This is a genomic window from Rhodococcus sp. 14-2496-1d (genome assembly GCF_002259365.1).
In the GTDB taxonomy this organism is placed as follows: Bacteria; Actinomycetota; Actinomycetes; order Mycobacteriales; family Mycobacteriaceae; genus Rhodococcoides.
On the sequence record NZ_NPFV01000028.1, the window covers coordinates 207,089 to 228,896 of the forward strand.

The following is a 21,808-nucleotide window of genomic DNA, read 5'->3' on the forward strand; positions in this document are numbered from 1 at the left end:
CGTGCGTTGAACGGCCTGAGCTCCGTCCGTGGTCTTCCGGCCGCGATGGCGATGGGCGCGGCATCGTTCGGCGGCTGGGGATTACTGCTCCCGGTGGTTCCCCTCGCGGTGTCCCAGTCCGGATCATCGGACGCGGTGGCAGCGGCCAGCACCGCGATCTTCATGGCCACGACGGTGATCACTCAGCTGTTCGTGCCGAGCATGTTGATGCGAGTCGGCCACCGCGCGGTTCTGGCCGCCGGGTGTCTGCTACTCGGGTTGCCCGCCCTGCTGTTCATCGTCTCCGTCGATGCCGTACCGGCGCTGGCGGTGTCCGCGCTGCGGGGCACCGGTTTCGGAATGTTGACGGTTGCCGGCGCGGCCATCGTCGCCGAGCTCGCCCCGACAGCGCTGCTCGGCCGGGCCACGGGTGCGCAGGGGATCGCCGTCGCTCTGGCTCAGATGGTCACGCTGCCACTGGGTCTGGTGATTTTCGCGGCGAGTCCGACGGCCGTGTTCGTACTCGGTGCTCTCGTGCCCGCCGCAGGCCTGATCGGCGTCGCGCTCCTGCCGCCCACCCGACCCGCCCCGCAGCCGCCCAGAATCGAGCGAGTTCGCCTCGACAAGCGCCAATTCCTGGTGCCCTGTCTCGTGGTGGCCTCGGTGTCCGCGGCCTACGGGGGAATCACCAGTCTGTTGCCGATCGCCGAATCGAACCGAGCCGCCATGATCGGACTAGCACTGGCCGTCGTCAGTGCCTCGATGCTCGTCGGGCGTTACGCCGCGGGGTCGGTGGCCGACCGCATCGGAATAGGACGCTCGGTGTTTCCGGCGTTGGTGTCGGCGGCAATCGGTATCGCTCTGTTCGCGATCGCCGCGCTCGGCGGCATGCCCGCTGCGCTGTTCTTCGTCGCAGCCGTCCTGTTCGGAATCGGGTACGGCGCGTGCCAGAACGACAGTCTCGTGATGGCGTTCGACGCAGCCGGTCCGGCCCGATACAGCAGCGCGAGCGCCGTCTGGAACATCAGTTTCGACGCGGGTACCGGGGCGGGCGCACTCGCCCTCGGTGTCCTGGCGACGAGTGTGGGTTACACCGCGGGATTCACCGCAGCAGCAACGGCGGTGGTCGCAGTCGCGGCGGTGGCGCTCGTCGCGAGACCACGCCCCGATAGACTTCCCGCATGACTTCTGTGGTGTTGCTCGATTACGGCTCGGGCAATCTGCACTCGGCGAAGCGGGCTCTCGCCCGAGTCGGTGCCGATGTGACCGTGACCTCGGACTTCGACGAGGCACTGAATGCAGAAGCGCTGGTCGTTCCCGGTGTCGGCGCATTCGCCGCCTGCATGGAAGGGCTGCTGGCGGTGAAAGGCGAGCGCATCATCGGGCGACGCCTGGCGGGCGGACGCCCCGTCCTCGGCATCTGTGTCGGAATGCAGATCCTCTTCGACCGCGGGGTCGAGTTCGGGGTCGAGGCCGACGGGTGCGGGGAGTGGCCGGGAACGGTCGAGCGCTTGCAGGCCGAGGTGCTGCCCCACATGGGATGGAACACCGTCGAGGCACCGGAGAAGAGCGTGCTGTTCGACGGCATCGATCCCGAGACTCGGTTCTACTTCGTGCACTCCTACGCCGCGCAACAGTGGGAGCTCGAACCCAGCGACACCATCGCCGCCCCGTTGCTCACCTGGGCCGATCACGGCGGCCGGTTCCTCGCCGCGGTCGAGAACGGCGCTCTCTCGGCCACCCAGTTCCACCCGGAGAAGTCCGGCGACGCCGGGGCCGCGCTGCTCGAGAACTGGGTCCGATCGGTGTGAGCGACCGCGAGTTCTCACTGGGTCGCTTGGCGGTTCGCGCACTCGGTGCGGCTGTGGCCGTGCTGGCCATCGCGACGGCACTGATCGCTGTGCTGCAGCCGAGTGCCGGCGTGGGCTTGGTCATCGCATTGGCCGGTGTGGTCGGCGCGATCGCGGCGATGGGTGTGGTGTCCACGCGCATGACGCGCAAGGAACTCCGGTAGGACCACAGGCGACCCGTTTTGAGTTCACGGACGCTCGGCCCGTAGCATAACCGCACGTGAGCCTGGTCTTATTGCCTGCTGTCGATGTCGCAGGCGGCGAAGCTGTCCGTCTCGTTCAAGGAGAAGCCGGAAGCGAAACGAAGTACGGGTCGCCCCGTGACGCGGCCCTCGCGTGGCAGAACGACGGTGCCGAGTGGGTCCATCTGGTGGATCTCGACGCTGCGTTCGGACGCGGATCCAACCGCGAGCTGCTGGCATCGGTCGTCGGCGAGCTCGACGTCCAGGTGGAGCTGTCCGGCGGAATTCGGGACGACGAGTCGCTGCGCGCGGCGCTGGCGACCGGTTGTGCGCGAGTCAATCTCGGCACCGCAGCGCTCGAGGATCCGCAGTGGTGCTCCCGCGCGATCGGCGAGTTCGGTGATCGCGTCGCCGTCGGTCTGGACGTGCTGATCGTCGACGGCGCACCGCGGTTGCGCGGCCGCGGCTGGGTGAGCGACGGCGGCGATCTGTGGGAGGTTCTGGAGCGGCTCGAGCGCGACGGGTGCTCGCGCTACGTCGTCACCGACGTGACCAAGGACGGCACGTTGACCGGGCCCAACCTCGAACTGCTCGCCGACGTGTGCGCCAAGACCGACAAGCCGGTCATCGCATCGGGCGGCGTGTCCACGATTGCCGACCTGGAAGCGATCGCCGGACTGGTCGACCGCGGTGTCGAAGGTTCCATCGTCGGAAAGGCTCTGTACGCCGGACGTTTCACGCTTCCGGACGCTCTCGCTGCGGTGTCTCGGTAACGCAGGAATGACCCTTCCCGAGGAACCGACTCGTCTGCTCGAGATCGCCGGAGGTCTGCTCGACGGCATCCACGATCGGTTCGTCGCCGGCGTCGGCGCACCGAGTGCAGTGCAGAAGGGCCCCGACGACTTCGCCACCGCAGTGGATCTGGAGCTCGAGCGGCGGCTCGGTGCGGAATTGCACGAAGCCACCGGAATCGCTGTTCACGGTGAGGAGTTCGGGGGACCGGATCTGAACTCGGGACTCGTCTGGGTGCTGGACCCGATCGACGGCACCTTCAACTATTCGTCGGGATTGCCGTCGGCCGGAACGTTGTTGGCGTTGCTCGACGATGGCGAGCCGATCCTCGGGCTCACGTGGCTGCCGTTGGTGGACCAGCGTTTCGCCGCTGTGGCAGGCGGCCCCCTGTTGCTCAACGGTGCCGCACTTCCGGCGCTGCAGCCGAAAGCATTGCGCGAGTCCATGATCGGGTTCGGTGCGTTCAATGTGGCCAGCCGCGGTTCGCTGCCGGGTCGGTTCCGATTCCGCATCCTCGAAGAGCTGTCGATGCATTCCTCGCGACTGCGGATGCACGGTGCCACCGGAGTCGATCTCGCCTACACCGCCAGCGGAGTTCTCGGCGGCGCGGTGGTCTTCGGGCACCGGGCCTGGGACAACGCAGCCGGCGCACTGCTGGTACGCGCGGCAGGCGGAATCGTCACCGACCTCGCGGGCGAACCCTGGACGGTCGACTCGGCGTCGGTGCTCGCAGCCGGACCGGGAGTGCACGAAGAATTGCTGAAGGTGATCACCGAACTCGGTGATCCAGTCGACTACCTGGAAGGACCGGTGCGATGAGCGTCGCGGTCAGAGTGATCCCGTGCCTCGACGTCGACGCCGGACGCGTCGTCAAGGGAGTGAACTTCGAGAACCTCCGCGACGCAGGCGATCCCGTCGAGCTCGCGGCCGCCTACGACGCGCAGGGGGCCGACGAGCTGACCTTCCTCGACGTCACCGCGTCGACGTCGGACCGAGGCACGATGCTCGACGTCGTGAGCCGCACCGCCGAACAGGTGTTCATCCCGCTCACCGTCGGCGGGGGAGTGCGCACCGTCGCCGACGTGGATCGACTGCTGCGAGCCGGGGCGGACAAGGTCAGTGTCAACACCGCAGCGATCGCGCGACCGGAACTGCTGCGTGAACTGAGCGAACGATTCGGTTCGCAGTGCATCGTGCTCTCGGTCGATGCACGAACCGTTCCCGACGGTCAGCAGGACACCCCGTCGGGCTGGGAGGTCACCACCCACGGCGGCAAACGCGGCACCGGCATCGATGCCGTCGAATGGGCAGTACGGGGAGCGGAATTGGGCGTCGGTGAGATCCTGCTCAATTCGATGGACGCCGACGGAACCAAAGCCGGATTCGATCTGCCGATGATCGCCGCCGTCCGGAGCGCGGTGCACGTGCCGGTGATCGCCAGTGGCGGAGCAGGCGCCGTGGAACACTTTTCGCCGGCAGTGCACGCCGGCGCGGACGCGGTTCTCGCCGCGAGCGTGTTCCATTTCGGTGATCTCACCATCGGCCAGGTCAAGGATGCGATGCGTGCCGAACGCATCGTCGTCCGATAGCGAAGAGGATTTCCGATGACACTCGACCCGAGTCTGTCCGCGCGGCTCAAGCGCAACGAGGCCGGACTGTTCAGCGCCGTCGTGCAGGAACGGTCGACCGGTCAGGTACTCATGGTGGCCTGGATGGACGACGAGGCGCTGGCACGAACCCTCGAAACCCGCAAGGGCACTTACTATTCCAGGTCCAGGCAGCAGTACTGGGTCAAGGGTGAGACGTCGGGTCACACGCAGTACGTGCACGAGGTCCGACTCGACTGCGACGGTGACACCGTGCTTCTGGTCGTCGACCAGGTCGGCGCCGCGTGCCACACCGGCACGCACACCTGCTTCGATGCCGACGTCCTGTTGGGCCCAGACCCTCAGGCTTGACCGGTTCCGGCCGCGATTCCCTTGTCCAACTGCGTCAGCAGAGTCGAGCTCAGGGTCGCGAGCTGCTCGACCTCCGCGTCCGAGAGCCCCTCGAACACCAGTGACTGCACCGTGCCGACGTGCCCCGGTGCCGATTCCACGACCTTCGCCATGCCTGCGTCGGTCAGCACCGCATAGGACCCGCGGCTACCCGGGATCGACTCGCGCCGCACCCAACCGGCCTTCTCGAGCTTGGTCACCACGTGCGAGAGGCGCGAGAGCGACGCGTTCGCGTACTCGGCGAGGTCGCGGAGCTGGATCCGTCGCTGCGGATTCTCGCTGACCGTCGCGAGGACGAAGTAGTCGAAGTGGGTCAGCTGCGAATCGCGCTGCAGCTGAGCATCCAACGCTGCTGGAAGTCGAGTGACCAGGGCGACGAGCGACCGCCAGGCCTCCTGTTGACTCTCGGTGAGCCAACGGGGATCCACCGTGTGTTGCGGTGTCGCCGACGTGTCCATCCCAGGGAACCTCTCGATCTCTCGGTCGTTGCTGCAGGCTCCGATGATCTGTCTCGGTCGTTCCTGCAGGCTCCATTCCTATCCGTGGGTCGTTCCTGCAGGCTCCACTCCTGCCCAGATAGTTGTGGTCTGCACATGATGCCTCGAGGTTCCCCCACCCGAGGCATCGCGTCGGACAGTGCTCTAGGTGCGATGTGCCCGCAGGTAGTCGAGAGCCTTGTCTGCGTGGGCCTCGAACCGGACCTCGCTCGAGAAGGTCTCGAGGACCTTCCTGTCGGTGCCGATGACGAACGTCGCACGCTTGACCGGGGAGAGCTTGGCCAGCAGACCACGCTTGACGCCGAACGCGGTGGCGACGGTGCCGTCCTCGTCGGACAGCAGCGGGTAGTCGAAGGACTTGGCGGCGGCGAACTCTGCCTGCTTCGCGACCGCATCGGCGCTGATGCCGACCCGGGTGGCACCGACCTCGGCGAACTCGGACGCCAGGTCCCGGAAATGGCACGCCTCGGCGGTGCAGCCGGGGGTGAAGGCAGCGGGGTAGAAGAACAGCACCACCGGACCGTCCGCCAGCAATTCGGTCAGCGTTCGGGTCTCTCCGGTCTGGTCCGGCAGGGAAAAATCGGGAACGAGCTCGCCTGGTTTCATGCTCGGCAGGTTACCGCGAGCGCCGACGCTCGTGCCGAACCTGGGAGGATGGTGGCATGCACGGCGAGACGACCACCGACCCCAGCCCCACTCCCGACACCGAGAACTCGGACTCGACGACCTCGCGTGAGGTGTTCCGGCATCTCGCCGCCGAGCACCGCGTGGTGCCGGTGACGCGAAAAGTGCTCGCCGACTCCGAGACCCCGCTGTCGGCGTACCGCAAGCTCGGTGCCGACCGACCCGGAACCTTCCTGCTCGAGTCCGCACAGAACGGCAGTTCGTGGTCCAGGTGGTCGTTCATCGGTGCAGGCTCTCCGGCGTCGCTCACCGTCATCGACGGTGAGGCCGCATGGCGCGGCAACGTTCCTGCAGGGGTGCCGAGCGGCGGCGATCCTCTCGAAGTGCTGGCGCGGACTCTGGAGCTGTTGCACTCGGAGCGGCTGCCAGGTCTGCCTCCGTTGACCGGCGGCATGGTCGGTTACCTCGGATACGACTCGGTGCGGCGCATCGAGAAGCTGCCCGAGCATGCGCAGGACGATCTCGGTGTTCCGGAGTTGGTCATGCTGCTCGCGACCGATCTCGCGGCCGTCGACCATCACGAGGGCGCGATCACCTTGATCGCGAACGCGGTCAACTGGAACGGCACCGACGAGCATGTGGACGAGGCGTACGACGACGCGGTGCGCAGATTGGATCGCATGTGCGCAGACCTGTCGAAGCCCGCCGCCTCCACCGTCTCCACCGTGTCCAGGCCGAAGCCGCAGTTCCGGAGGCAGCGCACGTCCGAGGGCTTCGGTGCCGACGTCGCTCGCCTGGTGGAGGAGATCGAAGCAGGTGAGGCGTTCCAGGTGGTTCTCTCCCAACGTTTCGAGATGGACACCGATGCGTCACCGCTGGACGTCTACCGGATGCTGCGGGCCTCGAATCCGAGCCCGTACATGTACCTGATGCACGTACCGGGGGAGAACGATGAGACGGCCTTCTCCATCGTCGGATCGAGCCCCGAGGCATTGGTGACGGTGGTCGACGGTCTCGCCACCACGCATCCGATCGCGGGCACGCGGTGGCGAGGCACCTCCGAGGAGGAGGATGTGCTGCTCGAGAAGGATCTGCTGGCCGACGAGAAGGAGAACGCCGAGCACCTGATGCTCGTCGATCTGGGCCGCAACGATCTCGGGCGAGTCTGCGCTCCCGGCACCGTGCGAGTGAGCGATTACCGCCACATCGAGCGATACAGCCACGTCATGCACCTGGTGTCGACGGTCACCGGACGGTTGGCCGAGGGCAAGCGTGCCCTCGACGCGGTCAAGGCCTGCTTCCCGGCAGGCACCCTGTCCGGGGCACCGAAGGTGCGCGCGATGGAACTGATCGACGAACTGGAGCCGACCCGACGCGGCATCTACGGCGGCATCGTCGGCTACCTCGATTTCGCGGGAGACGCCGACACGGCGATCTCGATTCGCACCGCACTGATCAAGGACGGCACCGCCTACGTTCAGGCCGGGGCAGGCGTCGTGGCCGACTCGGTTGCGGAGTACGAGGACGACGAGGCGCGGAACAAGGCGATGGCGGTGCTGGGAGCCGTCGCCGCTGCGGAGTCGCTCCGTGAGGTCGGCGGCCGATGACCGAGCGATCCAATCGCCGCGGGTCGGCCGCTCTGCCCGTCGCCCTTCTGGTCGTTGCTGCCGTGTGCCTGTGGGGCGCGTCGAGGATGACGTGGGTTCGGGTGACGTCGTTCGACGGGCTGGGGGAGAGCCGAACCGACGACCTGCTCGGCAGCACCTGGGCCGCTGCCACGACCCCCCTGGCACTGGTGTTGGTGGCGGCGATCGCCGCCTCGTTCGCCGTGCGGGGGTGGGCCTCGCGGGTGCTGGCCCTGCTGATCGCCGTGGTGGCCGTGGCGGCCGCGATTCCGGCAGTTCGATTGCTCACTGCCGGGGCGTCCGATTCGGAGTCCGCGGCGCTGGCTGAGCTTCCGGCCCGCGCCCAGGTGTCGATGACGGACGTGTCGGTTCTGCCCGCGATCGTCACCCTCGTCGGTGCACTCTGCGCCTTCGCTGCGGCTGTGGTGTCGATTCGGAAAACGTTTGCCACGCAGGTACTCTCGTCCAAGTACGACGCCCCGGCGGTGCGTCGTGACGAGGTTGCTCGTCGTGCGCGCAGCAGTGCCTCCGGTGCCGGTGTGCAGGACGAGGGCGAGGACCTCACCGAACGCATGATGTGGGACGCGCTCGACGCCGGCGAAGACCCTACCGACGAGTCCGGTACCCGGCGTTCGTCGGATTGAATCGGCCCTCTACGCTAGATCCGACCCCGATGAGATTCCTCACATCGGACGTCGACGCTCAGAAAGGACTGGGGGCACCATGACTGTTCTCGACTCGATTCTCGACGGTGTGCGAGCCGACGTGGCCGCGCGTGAATCGGTGGTCGATTTCGCCGCCGTGAAAGCAGCAGCGAAGGCAGCACCGGCCCCCCTCGACGCGGCAGCTGCCCTCCGTGAGGACGGCATCGGCGTCATCGCCGAGGTGAAACGAGCGAGCCCGTCCAAGGGGGCGTTGGCCGACATCGGTGATCCGGCCGTTCTGGCCCGCGCGTACGAGCAGGGCGGCGCGCGCATCATCAGTGTTCTCACCGAGGAACGTCGCTTCCACGGGTCTCTGGCAGACCTCGATGCCGTGCGTGCCGCGGTGTCGATTCCCGTGCTGCGCAAGGACTTCATCGTCGGCCCCTATCAGATCCACGAGGCTCGGGCCCACGGTGCCGACGTCATCCTGCTGATCGTCGCGGCGCTGGAGCAGGATGCGTTGGCGTCCTTGCTCGACCGCACCGAGTCGCTGGGCATGACGGCGCTGGTCGAGGTGCACACCGAGGCCGAGGCGGACCGCGCCCTCGAGGCCGGTGCCAGCGTGATCGGCATCAATGCCCGCAATCTGAAGACGCTCGAGATCGATCGTGACAGCTTCGGCCGTATCGCTCCCGGGTTGCCCAGCGAGGTCATTCGTATCGCGGAGTCCGGAGTGCGTGGCACGGCGGATCTGCTCGCCTACGCCGGTGCAGGTGCCGACGCGGTACTGGTCGGCGAGGGCTTGGTCACCGCAGGAGATCCGCGTACGGCCGTCTCGGACCTGGTGACGGCGGGCACGCATCCGTCGTGCCCCAAGCCCGCACGCTGACCCTGCACCGCTGACCCGGCACCCGACCCGAACGCGGCGGCGGTCCGCCGTTGGGGCACACTGGACCGGTGAGCACCAGCAATTCTTCTTCCATCACGGACGCCCCGCAGGCAGTCCGTTTCAAGGGCGCTGATCTGCCGCAGAGCAGCATCGGCCTCACCGATCGCAGCGCGCACGAGCCCGATGTGGGCGGCCATTTCGGTGTCTACGGCGGCAGATTCGTGCCCGAGGCACTGATGGGCGTGATCGAGGAAGTCACCGCCGAGTACGAGAAGGTGCGCAGCGACAACGAGTTCCTCGGTGAACTCGACCGACTGCAGCGCGATTACACCGGTCGCCCCTCGCCGGTCTTCGAGGCGACGCGGTTGTCCGAGCACGCAGGCGGCGCTCGGATTCTCCTCAAGCGAGAAGACCTCAACCACACCGGTTCTCACAAGATCAACAACGTGCTCGGACAGGTGCTCCTGGCCAAGCGTATGGGCAAGACACGGATCATCGCCGAGACCGGCGCGGGCCAGCACGGAGTGGCCACCGCCACGGCGTGCGCGCTCCTCGGGCTCGAGTGTGTCGTGTACATGGGCGAGGTCGACACCGAACGGCAGGCCCTCAACGTCGCCCGGATGCGTCTGCTCGGATCCAGTGTCGTGGCCGTGAAGTCCGGATCGCGCACCCTCAAGGACGCTATCAACGAGGCGCTGCGCGACTGGGTCACGAACGCGGACAACACGTACTACTGCTTCGGCACCGTCGCCGGGCCACACCCCTTCCCGGTCATGGTGCGCGATTTCCAGCGCATCATCGGCCTCGAAGCGCGGCAGCAGGTGCTCGCGTCCACGGGTCGGCTGCCCGACGCCATCGCCGCCTGCGTCGGCGGTGGCTCCAACGCAATCGGCATCTTCCACGCCTTCATCGACGACGCCGATGTTCGGCTGATCGGTTTCGAGGCGGCGGGTGACGGTGTCGAGACCGGCCGCCACGCTGCGACGATCAGTGGTGGAACTCCGGGAGCATTGCACGGTGCGTACTCCTACCTGCTGCAGGACGAGGACGGTCAGACCGTCGAATCTCATTCCATCTCAGCGGGATTGGACTACCCGGGCGTCGGTCCCGAGCACTCGTACCTGCACGACATCGGTCGGGCCGAGTACCGCGGCATCACCGATACCGAAGCCATGAACGCCTTCAAGCTGCTGTGCCGCACCGAAGGCATCATCCCGGCCATCGAGTCCTCGCACGCCATCGCAGGCGCGCTCACCCTCGGCAAGGAGTTGGGCAAGGACGCGATCATCCTGGTCAACCTCTCCGGCCGCGGCGACAAGGACGTCGACACCGCAGCCGAATGGTTCGGGCTGATCGACGGAGACGGCGAAGCGAACGTGGACGACGAAGCAGGTATCAAGCCATGAGCAACAACGACTCCCGCCTCTCGGGAACCTTCGCGCAGTGCCGTGCCGAAGGGCGCGCAGCACTCGTCGGATACCTCCCGGCAGGATTTCCGACGGTGCCGCGATCGGTCGAGGTGTTCAAGACGATGGTCGACGCCGGATGCGACATCGTCGAGGTGGGCATCCCGTACTCCGATCCGGTGATGGACGGCCCCACGATCCAGGCCGCGGCCGATGTCGCGCTGCGAGCCGGGGCCCGAGTCAAGGACGTCTTCGCCGTCACCGAGCAGGTCGCTGCAGCGGGCGGCCGAGCGGTGGTCATGACCTACTGGAACCTGGTCCTCAAGTACGGCATCGAAAACTTCGCGCGCGACCTCGCGAGTGCGGGTGGGCTCGGGATCATCACACCGGATCTCATTCCCGACGAGGCTCAGGAATGGATCGAGGTCTCGAACCGGTACGAACTCGACCGAATCTTCCTCGTCGCCCCGTCGTCCACCGAGGAGCGGCTGGTCAGCACCGTCGAAGCCAGTAGCGGCTTCGTGTACGCGGCCTCGACGATGGGCGTCACCGGTGCCCGCGACGCGGTGTCCTCGATGGCCCCCGCACTCTCGGCACGCATCCGTCAACACTCCGACATTCCCATCGGCGTGGGTCTGGGAGTGCGCTCGGGTGCCCAGGCCGCCGAGATCGCCCGCTACGCCGACGCCGTGATCGTCGGTTCGGCATTGGTCAGTGCCGTCGACAAGGGACTCGACGCCGTGCGCGACCTGACGACGGAACTCGCCGAGGGTGTCCGTTCGGCTAACGTAGCGTCGTGACTTCGACCGCGATCCTGGCCTACATTCCCAGTCCGCCGCAGGGGGTGTGGCACGTCGGACCGCTGGCTCTTCGGGCCTACGCCCTGTTCATCATCATCGGCATCGTCGTTGCCGTCGTGTGGGGTGATCGCCGCTGGGTGGCCCGAGGTGGAACCAAGGGAACAGTCCTCGACGTCGCGGTCTGGGCCGTCCCGTTCGGCCTGCTGGGCGGGCGTCTGTACCACGTGGCAACCGACTGGAAGACGTATTTCGGTCCCGGCGGAAACCCGGTCGAAGCGTTGTACGTCTGGAACGGCGGGCTGGGAATCTGGGGAGCGGTGTTCCTGGGCGGCGTCGGTGCCTGGATCGCGTGCCGTCGACGCGGGATTCCGCTGCCGTCGTTCGGTGACGCAGTCGGTCCTCCGATTCTGCTGGCCCAGGCGATCGGCCGCATCGGCAACTACTTCAATCAGGAACTGTACGGACGCGCCACCACCCAGCCGTGGGGCCTGGAGATCTACGAACGGGTCGACTCCGACGGGCGGCTCGATCCACTCAACGGGATCTCGACCGGATTCGTGGAAAAAGTGGTGCACCCGACGTTCCTGTACGAGCTGTTGTGGAGCGTCGCGGTCGTGGTGCTTCTGGTTCTCGTCGACCGCAAGTACACGATCGGCCACGGTCGACTGTTCGCGCTGTACGTGGCCGGATACTGCGCCGGACGGTTCTGGGTGGAACTCATGCGCGACGATTTCGCCACGACGATCGCCGGTATACGCATCAACACCTTCACCTCCGCCATCATCTTCGTTCTGGCGCTCGCGTACTTCGTGATCGCCACCAAGGGCCGTGAAGATCCGGCGACGCTGAAATCGAACGACGACGTGGATCGCGAGACCTCTTCCGAGGACACCGCATCGGATGCAGAAGGTTCGCGTTCGGCACCGATCGACAGCACCACGGACGCAAGCACCGTCGACGCGCAGCCCGGTCCGGCGTCCGACAAGAAAGCCGAGGAAGAAGGCAGTACGCGTGGTTGATTTCGACAAGACCCCTCAGCCCGACCCCGAACCGGATTCCACCGCCGATTCGAGCGACAACGGGTCGAATCCGACCGCGTCGTTCGGTACGCCTTTCGATTACGACGCCACCGCCGAAGCGTCGCTCTCGGAGGCACCGGGAACGTCGGAGTCCGCGCCCTCGCACGGTCCGACCGGTCCCACGGGCCCGGGGTGGGACACGTACTCGGGTATCGGAAACGGCCCCGGTTGGTCCAGCACGCCGAGCTACCCGGCACCGAGCCCGGACGGCAGTACCGACAACCCGCTCGGTGGATTTCCGGCACCCCCCGGCTACCCGCAGCAGGGGTACGGCCAGCAGCAGAGTTACGGTCAGCAGGGCTACCAGCAGCAGAATCACGGCCATCAGGGCTATCCGCAACCGAATTACGGGCAGCAGGGTTACCCGCAGCAGGGCTATCCGCAGCCGAACTACGGGCAGCAGGGTTACCCGCAGCAGGGCTATCAACAGCCGAATTACGGGCAGCAGGGTTACCAACAGCAGGGATACGGCCAGCAGGGATACGGCGTACCCGTCGGCTATCCGGGTGGATCCGCATTCGGCGTCGGCCCAGATGCACCGTACGGGCGCGATCCGGTGACCGGCGTGCCGCTGTCGGACAAGTCGAAGATCGTCGGCGGATTGCTGCAGCTGTTTCTCGGTTGGTTGGGAGTCGGCCGCTTCTACATCGGAAGTATCGGGATCGGCGTCGCGCAGTTGCTCTTGTTCTTCTTCGGATTTCTCCTCACGGCGGTGTTCGGCCTCGGAGTGATTCTGCTTCTGGGGCTCTTCGTATGGCACGTGGTCGACGGCGTCCTGATACTGGTGGGCAATGTGACCGATGCTCAGGGGCGAAAACTGAGAGACTGATGCCCTTGCTGGTAGTGCATCGGGAGTAAGGGAGTTCGACGTGAGTGAATCGGGTACATCGTCATCGGACGGATCCCCAGGCGACGGATCCACTCCGTCGGAGCCGACCATCTCGTTCGAGAAGGGCTCTCCCGCAGGTTCGGGTCCCGTATACGGGGCTCCCGACCCGAACTACAGCGCTCCGAACTACAGCGCTCCGAGCCACGGCACTCCCGATGCCGACGATCGGGGGCAGTTCGGACCTCCCCCCGGTGCCGGTTACCCACCACCATCGGATGGTTCCGGTCAGTACGGTGCGCCGCCGCCCCCGCCGTATGAGGGCGGGCAGTACGGCGCTCCCCAATACGGTGGTCCCCAATACGGCGCTCCCCAATACGGTGGTCCCCAGTACGCAGGCGGGCCCGGATACATGGACCCGATGGCTCCGTACGGTCGGCACCCGGTCACCGGTGAGCCGTTCTCCGACAAGCAGAAGCTGACGGCCGGTCTGCTCGGCATTCTGTTGGGCGCGTTCGGAGCCGGGCGCTTCTATCTCAACCAGCCGGGCATGGCGGTTGCGCAGATCGCCGTCACGTGGCTCACCTGCGGTATCGGCGGAATCTGGCCGTTGATCGACGGCATCATGATGCTTACCGGCAGCGTCCGTGATCAGCACGGTCGGCCGTTGCGCGACTGACCATCACATTCGTCGCAGCCGGCATTCGCGATTGCATCGATGCGAATGACAGCTGCTACGATTTCGCCATCCGGGAGAGATCCCGGTTTCTTTCGCGGGCCAGAGCTGTCCCGGTGAGTTCCCGACAGGCAGTTCAATTCGGCTCTTCCGACCGTTCCGGTCGACTCGAGCCGACCAGCCGGCGGGGTTGCCGAGACTTCCGGTGCAGCGTCGAACACACTGCACCGCCCTTCACGCACCCCACCGGCCTACGTGGAGGTGATCGTGGTGCTGTTTTCTCGGATGCCTGCGGAGCAAGGTCTGTACGACCCGAGCGCGGAGAAGGATTCCTGTGGCGTGGCGATGATCGCCGACATCGCCGGTCGCCGCTCCCACGCGATCGTCGCCGACGGGGTTCTGGCACTGGAGAATCTGGAACATCGCGGAGCTGCCGGTGCCGAGCCCAACAGTGGTGACGGCGCGGGAATTCTGATTCAGCTGCCGGTCGAACTCCTCGCCTCCCTTGCGCCGTTCGATCTGCCCGCGGCCGGTGCCGACGGCGACAACACGTTCGCGGCCGGAGTGTGTTTTCTGCCGCAGGGCATCCGTGAGCGAGCGATGGCCGTCGAGCGCGTCGAATCCGTTGCGGCCGAAGAAGGTCTGGACATCCTGGGCTGGGTTCCGGTCGAGGTCGATCCCGATCGAGCAGACGTCGGCCTCACCGCCCTCGGCTGCATGCCGTACATGAGCTACCTCTTCGTCACCACCCCCGAGGTCGACGGCACGCGTCCGGCCGGTCTCGCTCTCGACCGTCTCGTCTACGGGCTCCGCAAGCGTTCCGAGCGGGTCACCCCCGAGATCGAGGCCGAAGGCTCGGGGCTGTTCTTTCCGTCGCTGTCCTCGCGCACCATCGTCTACAAGGGCATGCTCACCACGATGCAGCTGCCGCTCTACTTTCCGGAACTTCGTAATCCTTTGTGCACGAGCGCCATTGCCATCGTGCACAGTCGCTTCTCGACCAATACGTTCCCGTCGTGGCCGCTGGCACACCCGCATCGTTACGTTGCGCACAACGGCGAGATCAACACCGTCAAGGGCAACCGAAACCGGATGCGGGCTCGCGAAGCGCTGCTGTCGAGTGACCTGATCCCCGGGGACCTCGAGCGTCTGTTCCCGATCTGCAACCCCGACGCCTCGGACTCGGTGTCCCTGGACGAGGTGCTCGAACTACTGCACCTCGGCGGCCGCAGCGTGCCGCACGTGGTGATGATGATGGTGCCCGAGCCGTGGGAGAACCACCGCACGATGGATCCGCGGGTGCGAGCGTTCTACCAGTTCCACTCGTCGATGATGGAGGCCTGGGACGGTCCGGCCTGCGTGACGTTCACCGACGGCAGCTACGTCGGAGCCGTGCTGGACCGCAACGGTCTTCGCCCCGGCCGCTGGTGGCAGACGGCGGACGGCCGAGTCATCCTCGCCAGCGAGGCAGGCGTGCTCGACGTGCCGCAATCCGAGGTCGTCGCCAAGGGTCGCCTCGAGCCCGGAAAGATGTTCCTGATCGACACCGTCGCCGGACGTCTGGTGCCGGACGAGGAGATCAAACTCCAACTGGCAACCGAACATCCGTACCAGGAGTGGCTGCATGCGGGTCTGCTCGAGATCAAGAGCCTGCCCGAGCGTGCTCACATCCAGTACAACCACGACTCGGTGGTGCGCAGGCAGGTCGCCTTCGGCTACACCGAGGAGGATCTACGCGTGGTGCTGACGCCGATGGCCGCGTCCGGGGGCGAGCCGCTCGGTTCGATGGGTACCGACACCCCGGCCGCAGTGATGTCGCAGCGGTCGCGTCAGCTCTACGACTACTTCATCGAACTGTTCGCCCAGGTCACCAACCCGCCGCTGGATTCGATCCGCGAGGAGATCGTGACCTCGCTCGCGCGGGTGATGGGTCCGGAGCAGAACCTGCTCGAGCCCACGGCGGCGTCGTGCAGGCAGATCGTGTTGCCGTGGCCGGTGCTCGACAACGACGAGCTCAACAAGATCATTCACATCAACGACGACGGTGATCATCCGGGACTGTCGGCCACGGTGTTGCGTGGGCTGTACGAGGTCGAGCGCGGCGGCGAGGGTCTCGCCGAGGCCATCGAGGAGTTGCGTGCCCGGGCGTCGGAGGCGATCGCTGCGGGGTACACCACGCTGATCATCTCGGACCGCGACTCCGACCACACGCGTGCGCCGATTCCGTCGCTGCTCGCGACGTCCGCGGTGCATCATCACCTGGTGCGCACCAAGGAGCGCACCAAGGTCGCGCTCGTGGTCGAGTCCGGCGACGCACGCGAGGTGCACCACCTCGCGCTGCTCATCGGCTTCGGTGCCGCAGCGGTCAACCCGTATCTGGCGATGGAGTCGATCGAGGATCTGGTCGGCGAGGGCGAGCTGACCGGAGTCGAACCGACGATCGCGGTACGGAACTATCTGTACGGGCTCGGCAAGGGCGTGCTCAAGGTGATGTCGAAGATGGGCATCTCGACCGTCGGGTCCTACACCGGCGCACAGGTTTTCGAGGCCGTCGGTCTCGATCGCGAGGTGGTGCGCGAGTACTTCAAGGGCACGGTCAGCAAGCTCGGCGGCGTCGGTCTCGACGTGCTCGCCGAGGAGGTCAAGCTGCGCCATCGTCGGGCGTACCCCGAGAATCCGACCGACCGCGTCCATCGTCGGTTGGAGATCGGCGGCGAATACCAGTTCCGCCGCGAAGGCGAGCTGCACCTCTTCACCCCCGAGACGGTGTTCCTGCTGCAGCACGCAACGCGTACCGGCCGATACGACGTGTTCCAGAAGTACACCGACGAGGTGGACCGGCTCGCACGCGAAGGCGGCGCACTGCGCGGTCTGTTCGAGTTCAAGGACGGCGTCAGGCCGCCGGTTCCGCTCGACGAGGTGGAATCGGTCGAGTCGATCGTCACGCGGTTCAACACCGGGGCCATGAGCTACGGATCCATCTCCGCCGAGGCGCACGAGACGATGGCCGTGGCGATGAACAATCTCGGCGGACGGTCCAATTCGGGGGAGGGCGGCGAGGACGTCGACCGGCTCTACGACCCGACGCGACGCAGTGCCGTCAAGCAGGTCGCCAGTGGTCGGTTCGGTGTCACCAGCGACTACCTGGTCAATGCCACGGACATTCAGATCAAGATGGCTCAGGGTGCCAAGCCGGGTGAGGGCGGTCAGCTGCCCGGGTACAAGGTGTATCCGTGGGTGGCCAAGACCCGACATTCGACGCCGGGCGTCGGCCTCATCTCGCCGCCCCCGCATCACGACATCTACTCGATCGAGGATCTCGCGCAGCTGATCCACGATCTCAAGAACGCCAACGAGAAGGCGCGCGTACACGTCAAGCTCGTCAGTTCCGTCGGCGTCGGCACGGTGGCGACGGGCGTGAGCAAGGCGCACGCCGATGTCGTCCTCATCTCCGGATACGACGGCGGAACCGGAGCTGCGCCGTTGACCTCGCTCAAGCATGCAGGCGCTCCGTGGGAGATCGGGCTCGCCGACGCCCAGCAGACGCTGGTGCTCAACGGCCTGCGTGATCGCATCACCGTGCAGTGCGACGGCGGTATGCGCACCGGGCGCGACGTCATCGTCGCGGCACTGCTCGGCGCGGAGGAGTTCGGGTTCTCGACGGCCCCGCTGATCGTGGCGGGGTGCATCATGATGCGCGTGTGCCACCTCGACACCTGCCCGGTCGGTGTCGCTACGCAGAACCCGGAGCTACGCAAGCGGTTCACCGGAAAGCCCGAGTTCCTCGAGGACTTCTTCAAGTTCATCGCCGAGGACGTGCGAAAGTACCTCGCGCAGCTCGGTTTCCGGAGTATCGACGAGGCCGTCGGTCGCGCCGATGTGCTCGAGACGGCAGCCGGAGTGGCGCACTGGAAGAGCAAAGGACTCGATCTCGCGCCGATCTTCGCGATGCCCGTCGACCGCCACGGAGCCCCGATGACGCAGCGTCGACGCCTTCGCGCGCAGGACCACGGTCTCGATCTCGCGCTGGATCGGACTCTGATCCAGTTGGCCGAGGGAGCGCTGGAGGACGCCCACCCGGTCACGTTGGAGTTGCCGGTACGCAACGTCAATCGCACGGTGGGAACGCTTCTGGGATCCGAGGTCACCCGTCGCTACGGCGCGGTCGGGTTGCCGGACGACACCATTCGCATCGCTTTCACCGGATCGGCCGGTCAGTCTCTCGGGGCCTTCCTGCCGCCGGGCATCACCATCGACCTGGTCGGTGACGCGAACGACTATGTCGGCAAGGGATTGTCGGGCGGCCGAATAGTCGTGCGACCGGCCGAGGATGCGCCGTTCGTCGCAGAGGACAACGTGATCGCAGGAAACACGATTCTCTACGGTGCCACCTCGGGCGAGGTGTATCTGCGTGGTAAAGCAGGGGAGCGGTTCGCGGTGCGCAACTCGGGAGCGATCGCGGTGAACGAGGGCGTGGGCGACCACGCGTTCGAGTACATGACCGGCGGTCGTGTCGTGGTTCTCGGGCCGACCGGTCGCAATCTGGCTGCGGGTATGTCCGGTGGCATCGCGTTCGTCCTCGGTCTCGATCCCGCGGACGTGAACCCGGCGATGGTCGAATTGCAGGCACCCGACCCGGACGATCTGGTGTGGCTACGCCAGACCGTCGAGAATCATCGGCGCTGGACCGGTTCCACCGTCGCGACCTCGTTGCTGGCCGACTGGCCCCGCCGGTCTGCGCTGTTCACCAAAGTCATGCCCGTCGACTACCAGCGAGTGCTGGAAGCGACAAGAATGGCGCGCGCCGAAGGGCGCGACGTCGATGCTGCGATCATGGAGGCTGCACGTGGCTGATCCACAGGGATTTCTGAAAGTCGTCAAGCGTGAGGCCGCCAAGCGTCCGATCGGCGAGCGCGTCAAGGACTGGAACGAGGTGTACTCGCACCAGCCGACGAGCGAGCGTGCCGCCGAGGTCTCCGATCAGGCGCGTCGCTGCATGGACTGCGGTATCCCGTTCTGCCACTCGGGAACTGCGGGTTGCCCGCTGGGAAATCTGATTCCCGAGTGGAACGACCTGGTGCGCCGTGGCCGCTGGGACGCGGCCAGTGACCGACTGCATGCGACCAACAATTTTCCGGAGTTCACCGGGCGGGTGTGCCCGGCCCCGTGTGAATCGGCGTGTGTGCTGTCGATCTCCGAGGCGGCCACCGGCGGAAGCGTGACGATCAAGCGGGTCGAGCAGACCATTGCGGATCTGGCGTGGGAGGAAGGCAGCGTCGTTCCGCAGCCGCCGACGATCACCACCGGCAAGCGAGTCGCCGTCGTCGGATCGGGTCCCGCGGGATTGGCTGCGGCGCAACAGCTCACCCGCGCCGGACACGACGTCACCGTCTACGAGCGCGACGATCGTCTCGGCGGACTGCTCCGCTACGGCATCCCCGAGTTCAAGCTCGAGAAGTCTGTTCTCGATCAGCGCCTCATGCAGATGCGGGCCGAGGGAACGCATTTCGTCACCGAATGCGAGGTCGGCATCGACTTCACCGTCGAGCAACTACGCGAATCCTTCGACGCGGTCGTTCTCGCGGTCGGAGCTCTGCGGGCCCGTGACAATGCCGAGGTCATCGGTCGGGAACTCGACGGCATCCACTTGGCCATGGAGCATCTGGTGCCGTCGAACAAGGAGTGCGAGGGCGACGGTCCCACCTCCATCTCCGCTGCGGACAAGCATGTGGTCATCATCGGCGGTGGTGATACCGGAGCCGACTGCCTGGGAACGGCCCACCGACAGGGTGCTGCGTCGGTGACGCAGCTCGACTACAACCCCGCTCTGCCCGGGGCCCGCGACGACAGCCTCTCGCCCTGGCCGTCGTGGCCGCTGGTACTGCGGACCTCACCCGCACACGCCGAGGGTGGGGTCGTCCGTCATCAGGTCGCGGTCCAGCGATTCCTCGGTGACGAGCGCGGGCACGTTCGCGCGATGGTGCTCGCCGAGGTGGAGGTGCAGCGCGACGCGGACGGTCGTCGCATCGTCACGCCCATCGGTGAGGAAGTCGAACTGCCGTGCGATCTGGCGTTGTTCGCCATCGGTTTCGAGGGTGTGGAGCATGGTCCGTTGCTCGACGAGTACGGCCTGACGCTGACCAAGCGCGGTGCGCTCTCGTGTGGTCCGGATTGGCAGACCACCGCACCCGGGGTGTTCGTGTGTGGCGATGCGCACCGTGGTGCGTCGTTGGTCGTGTGGGCGATCGCGGAGGGTCGTTCGGCGGCTCACGCAGTCGACGCCTTCCTCACCGGACACTCGGAATTGCCGTCCCCGGTACACCCGACTGCACTGCCTCTCGCCGTCGTGTGACGCCCGTCTCTGAACCGGTACAGACCGTCTCAGCAGCAAGGTAGCGCGGCTACCGATCGGTAGTATTCGAGTGGACTCGTCTGCGATAGAGAACGCGGCGTCCAGCGGCTAGGCTCGCCTTCGTGAGCCGACGTACGAAGATTGTCTGCACCCTTGGACCCGCAACCGCAACCACAGAGCGCATCCGCGAACTCGTCGAGAGTGGAATGGATGTCGCGCGACTGAACTTCAGCCATGGTGATCACCCCGATCATCAGGCCAACTACGAGAGGGTTCGAGCAGCATCGGACGCCACCGGCAAAGCCGTGGGCATTCTGGCCGACCTGCAGGGACCGAAGATTCGTCTCGGCCGTTTCGCCGAGGGCTCGACCACCTGGGCGGCCGGCGAGCTGATTCGCATCACCGTCGAGGAGTGCGAGGGCACTCACGACCGGGTGTCGACCACCTACAAGGAGCTGGCCCAGGACGCCAAAGAAGGCGACCGCCTGCTCGTCGACGACGGCAAGGTCGGCCTCGTGGTCACCGGTGTCGAAGGCAACGACGTGTTGTGCCGCGTCACCGAAGGTGGACCGGTCAGCAACAACAAGGGCGTGTCCCTGCCCGGCATGGATGTGTCCGTTCCCGCCATGAGCGAGAAGGACATCGCCGACCTCGAGTTCGCCCTCGCCCTCGGTGTCGATTTCATCGCCCTGTCGTTCGTGCGTTCTCCCGCCGACGTCGAACTCGTGCACGCTGTGATGGACCGCGTCGGCCGCCGAGTTCCGGTCATCGCGAAGCTCGAGAAGCCCGAAGCCGTCGACAACCTCGAAGCCATCGTGCTCGCGTTCGACGCGATCATGGTCGCCCGCGGTGACCTCGGCGTCGAGCTGCCCCTCGAGCAGGTGCCGCTGGTGCAGAAGCGCGCCATCCAGATCGCCCGCGCCAACGCCAAGCCCGTCATCGTTGCGACCCAGATGCTCGAATCGATGATCGAGAACTCCCGGCCGACGCGCGCCGAGGCGTCAGACGTCGCCAACGCAGTGCTCGACGGGACCGACGCGGTCATGCTGTCCGGCGAGACCTCGGTGGGCAAATACGTGATGGAAACCGTGCGGACGATGGCGCGCATCGTCGAGACCGTCGAGACCGAGGGCGACAGCGTTCCTCCGCTGACTCACGTGCCGCGCACCAAGCGTGGCGTCATCTCCTACGCTGCTCGCGACATCGGCGAGCGGCTCGACGCGAAGGCGCTCGTAGCGTTCACCCAGTCGGGTGACACCGTTCGACGGTTGGCTCGCCTGCACACCAAGCTGCCGTTGCTCGCCTTCACCTCGATCTCCGAGGTCCGTAGCCAGCTGTCGCTGAGCTGGGGCACCGAGACGTTCCTGGTCCCCGATGTGGGCTCGACGGACGCGATGGTGAAAGAGGTCGACAAGGCTCTGCTCGAACTCGGTCGGTACAACAAGGGCGATCAGGTCGTGATCGTGGCCGGTGCCCCTCCCGGCACAGTAGGCTCGACCAACTTGATCCATGTGCACCGAATCGGAGAAGAGGACCGGTAAGTGGTCGAAGCGGGGGGAACCGGCGTCAGCGAAAGCGCGCCGAGTAGTA

Annotated in this window: 20 protein-coding genes; 18 read left to right on the forward strand and 2 right to left on the reverse strand. The window is 66.3% G+C overall.

Translation table 11 applies throughout. The features are described from left to right. The first annotated feature begins 45 nt into the window (after positions 1-45). The 7 genes from CH296_RS21115 to hisI are packed head-to-tail and all read left to right on the forward strand — an operon-like array spanning position 46 to position 4,761. Positions 46-1,164 carry an MFS transporter gene (locus CH296_RS21115; RefSeq protein ID WP_094685723.1) on the forward strand — a complete coding sequence of 373 codons (1,119 nt, stop codon included), beginning with the start codon at positions 46-48 and terminating at the stop codon, positions 1,162-1,164. Further along, positions 1,161-1,790 carry an imidazole glycerol phosphate synthase subunit HisH gene (hisH, locus tag CH296_RS21120; RefSeq protein ID WP_094612626.1) on the forward strand — a complete coding sequence of 210 codons (630 nt, stop codon included), beginning with the start codon at positions 1,161-1,163 and terminating at the stop codon, positions 1,788-1,790. The genes CH296_RS21115 and hisH overlap by 4 nt, the downstream gene beginning before the upstream one ends. Next, positions 1,787-1,993: a hypothetical protein gene (locus CH296_RS21125; protein WP_032394338.1), complete on the forward strand. Its 207-nt coding sequence runs from the start codon at positions 1,787-1,789 to the stop codon at positions 1,991-1,993. The genes hisH and CH296_RS21125 overlap by 4 nt, the downstream gene beginning before the upstream one ends. Before the next feature lie 56 nt (positions 1,994-2,049). Then, positions 2,050-2,784, forward strand: a complete 735-nt coding sequence (gene priA / locus CH296_RS21130; protein WP_032394337.1) for a bifunctional 1-(5-phosphoribosyl)-5-((5-phosphoribosylamino)methylideneamino)imidazole-4-carboxamide isomerase/phosphoribosylanthranilate isomerase PriA — start codon at positions 2,050-2,052, stop codon at positions 2,782-2,784. Positions 2,785-2,791: 7 nt separating this feature from the next. Further along, on the forward strand, positions 2,792-3,622 hold the full coding sequence (locus CH296_RS21135) for an inositol monophosphatase family protein (protein ID WP_032394336.1): 831 nt from the start codon (positions 2,792-2,794) through the stop codon (positions 3,620-3,622). Continuing rightward, a complete protein-coding gene (gene hisF / locus CH296_RS21140) occupies positions 3,619-4,392 on the forward strand; it encodes an imidazole glycerol phosphate synthase subunit HisF (RefSeq protein ID WP_032394335.1) in 774 nt (257 codons plus the stop codon). Before CH296_RS21135 ends, hisF begins: the two co-directional genes overlap by 4 nt. 15 nt (positions 4,393-4,407) lie before the next feature. Further along, positions 4,408-4,761 (forward strand): phosphoribosyl-AMP cyclohydrolase, encoded by a 354-nt coding sequence (gene hisI / locus CH296_RS21145; RefSeq protein ID WP_032394334.1) that lies wholly within the window; start codon positions 4,408-4,410, stop codon positions 4,759-4,761. Here the strand turns inward: hisI and CH296_RS21150 are convergent. Together CH296_RS21150 and CH296_RS21155 are read right to left on the reverse strand one after the other, a co-directional pair. After that, positions 4,752-5,258 (reverse strand): MarR family winged helix-turn-helix transcriptional regulator, encoded by a 507-nt coding sequence (locus CH296_RS21150; RefSeq protein ID WP_094685692.1) that lies wholly within the window; start codon positions 5,256-5,258, stop codon positions 4,752-4,754. The two genes, hisI and CH296_RS21150, sit on opposite strands and share 10 nt — an antisense overlap. A 183-nt stretch (positions 5,259-5,441) precedes the next feature. Then, entirely contained in the window at positions 5,442-5,903 is a 462-nt protein-coding gene (locus CH296_RS21155; protein ID WP_094629251.1) for a peroxiredoxin, read from the reverse strand. A 56-nt stretch (positions 5,904-5,959) separates the two neighbouring features. Between CH296_RS21155 and CH296_RS21160 the strand changes: the two genes are divergently transcribed. From CH296_RS21160 to pyk, 11 genes are all read left to right on the forward strand, one after another. Continuing rightward, the gene (locus tag CH296_RS21160) at positions 5,960-7,528 is read left to right on the forward strand and encodes an anthranilate synthase component I (protein WP_045194974.1); all 1,569 of its coding nucleotides are present in this window, start codon (positions 5,960-5,962) and stop codon (positions 7,526-7,528) included. After that, positions 7,525-8,190, forward strand: coding sequence for a TIGR02234 family membrane protein (locus tag CH296_RS21165; protein ID WP_094629252.1), 666 nt, complete (start codon positions 7,525-7,527; stop codon positions 8,188-8,190). The genes CH296_RS21160 and CH296_RS21165 overlap by 4 nt, the downstream gene beginning before the upstream one ends. Before the next feature lie 79 nt (positions 8,191-8,269). Then, positions 8,270-9,079, forward strand: coding sequence for an indole-3-glycerol phosphate synthase TrpC (trpC, locus tag CH296_RS21170; protein WP_032394329.1), 810 nt, complete (start codon positions 8,270-8,272; stop codon positions 9,077-9,079). A gap of 134 nt (positions 9,080-9,213) precedes the next feature. After that, the gene (gene trpB / locus CH296_RS21175; protein WP_045199662.1) at positions 9,214-10,485 is read left to right on the forward strand and encodes a tryptophan synthase subunit beta; all 1,272 of its coding nucleotides are present in this window, start codon (positions 9,214-9,216) and stop codon (positions 10,483-10,485) included. Continuing rightward, positions 10,482-11,285, forward strand: a complete 804-nt coding sequence (gene trpA, locus CH296_RS21180) for a tryptophan synthase subunit alpha (protein WP_032394328.1) — start codon at positions 10,482-10,484, stop codon at positions 11,283-11,285. Before trpB ends, trpA begins: the two co-directional genes overlap by 4 nt. Beyond that, complete coding sequence (lgt, locus tag CH296_RS21185; protein WP_094685693.1) at positions 11,282-12,304, forward strand: prolipoprotein diacylglyceryl transferase; 1,023 nt, start codon at positions 11,282-11,284, stop codon at positions 12,302-12,304. Before trpA ends, lgt begins: the two co-directional genes overlap by 4 nt. After that, positions 12,297-13,193 carry a TM2 domain-containing protein gene (locus tag CH296_RS21190; protein ID WP_094629254.1) on the forward strand — a complete coding sequence of 299 codons (897 nt, stop codon included), beginning with the start codon at positions 12,297-12,299 and terminating at the stop codon, positions 13,191-13,193. Before lgt ends, CH296_RS21190 begins: the two co-directional genes overlap by 8 nt. 40 nt (positions 13,194-13,233) lie before the next feature. Continuing rightward, entirely contained in the window at positions 13,234-13,869 is a 636-nt protein-coding gene (locus tag CH296_RS29900) for an NINE protein (RefSeq protein ID WP_052683711.1), read from the forward strand. 267 nt (positions 13,870-14,136) lie between these two features. Continuing rightward, positions 14,137-18,720: a glutamate synthase large subunit gene (gltB, locus tag CH296_RS21200; RefSeq protein ID WP_094685724.1), complete on the forward strand. Its 4,584-nt coding sequence runs from the start codon at positions 14,137-14,139 to the stop codon at positions 18,718-18,720. Continuing rightward, the gene (locus CH296_RS21205; RefSeq protein WP_094685694.1) at positions 18,713-20,218 is read left to right on the forward strand and encodes a glutamate synthase subunit beta; all 1,506 of its coding nucleotides are present in this window, start codon (positions 18,713-18,715) and stop codon (positions 20,216-20,218) included. The genes gltB and CH296_RS21205 overlap by 8 nt, the downstream gene beginning before the upstream one ends. Positions 20,219-20,340: 122 nt before the next feature. Continuing rightward, the gene (pyk, locus tag CH296_RS21210) at positions 20,341-21,759 is read left to right on the forward strand and encodes a pyruvate kinase (protein ID WP_082073683.1); all 1,419 of its coding nucleotides are present in this window, start codon (positions 20,341-20,343) and stop codon (positions 21,757-21,759) included. Positions 21,760-21,808 lie beyond the last annotated feature (49 nt).

Excerpts from the sequence above, each read along its gene's own strand:
- CH296_RS21115 (WP_094685723.1), top strand. The coding sequence starts at position 46 with ATGGCGATGGGCGCGGCATCGTTCGGCGGCTGGGGATTACTGCTCCCG.
- hisF (WP_032394335.1), top strand. The coding sequence starts at position 3,619 with ATGAGCGTCGCGGTCAGAGTGATCCCGTGCCTCGACGTCGACGCCGGA.
- trpA (WP_032394328.1), top strand. The coding sequence starts at position 10,482 with ATGAGCAACAACGACTCCCGCCTCTCGGGAACCTTCGCGCAGTGCCGT.
- CH296_RS21165 (WP_094629252.1), top strand. The coding sequence starts at position 7,525 with ATGACCGAGCGATCCAATCGCCGCGGGTCGGCCGCTCTGCCCGTCGCC.
- CH296_RS21135 (WP_032394336.1), top strand. The coding sequence starts at position 2,792 with ATGACCCTTCCCGAGGAACCGACTCGTCTGCTCGAGATCGCCGGAGGT.
- CH296_RS21150 (WP_094685692.1), bottom strand. The coding sequence starts at position 5,258 with ATGGACACGTCGGCGACACCGCAACACACGGTGGATCCCCGTTGGCTC.
- CH296_RS21160 (WP_045194974.1), top strand. The coding sequence starts at position 5,960 with ATGCACGGCGAGACGACCACCGACCCCAGCCCCACTCCCGACACCGAG.
- hisH (WP_094612626.1), top strand. The coding sequence starts at position 1,161 with ATGACTTCTGTGGTGTTGCTCGATTACGGCTCGGGCAATCTGCACTCG.
- CH296_RS21155 (WP_094629251.1), bottom strand. The coding sequence starts at position 5,903 with ATGAAACCAGGCGAGCTCGTTCCCGATTTTTCCCTGCCGGACCAGACC.
- trpC (WP_032394329.1), top strand. The coding sequence starts at position 8,270 with ATGACTGTTCTCGACTCGATTCTCGACGGTGTGCGAGCCGACGTGGCC.
- hisI (WP_032394334.1), top strand. The coding sequence starts at position 4,408 with ATGACACTCGACCCGAGTCTGTCCGCGCGGCTCAAGCGCAACGAGGCC.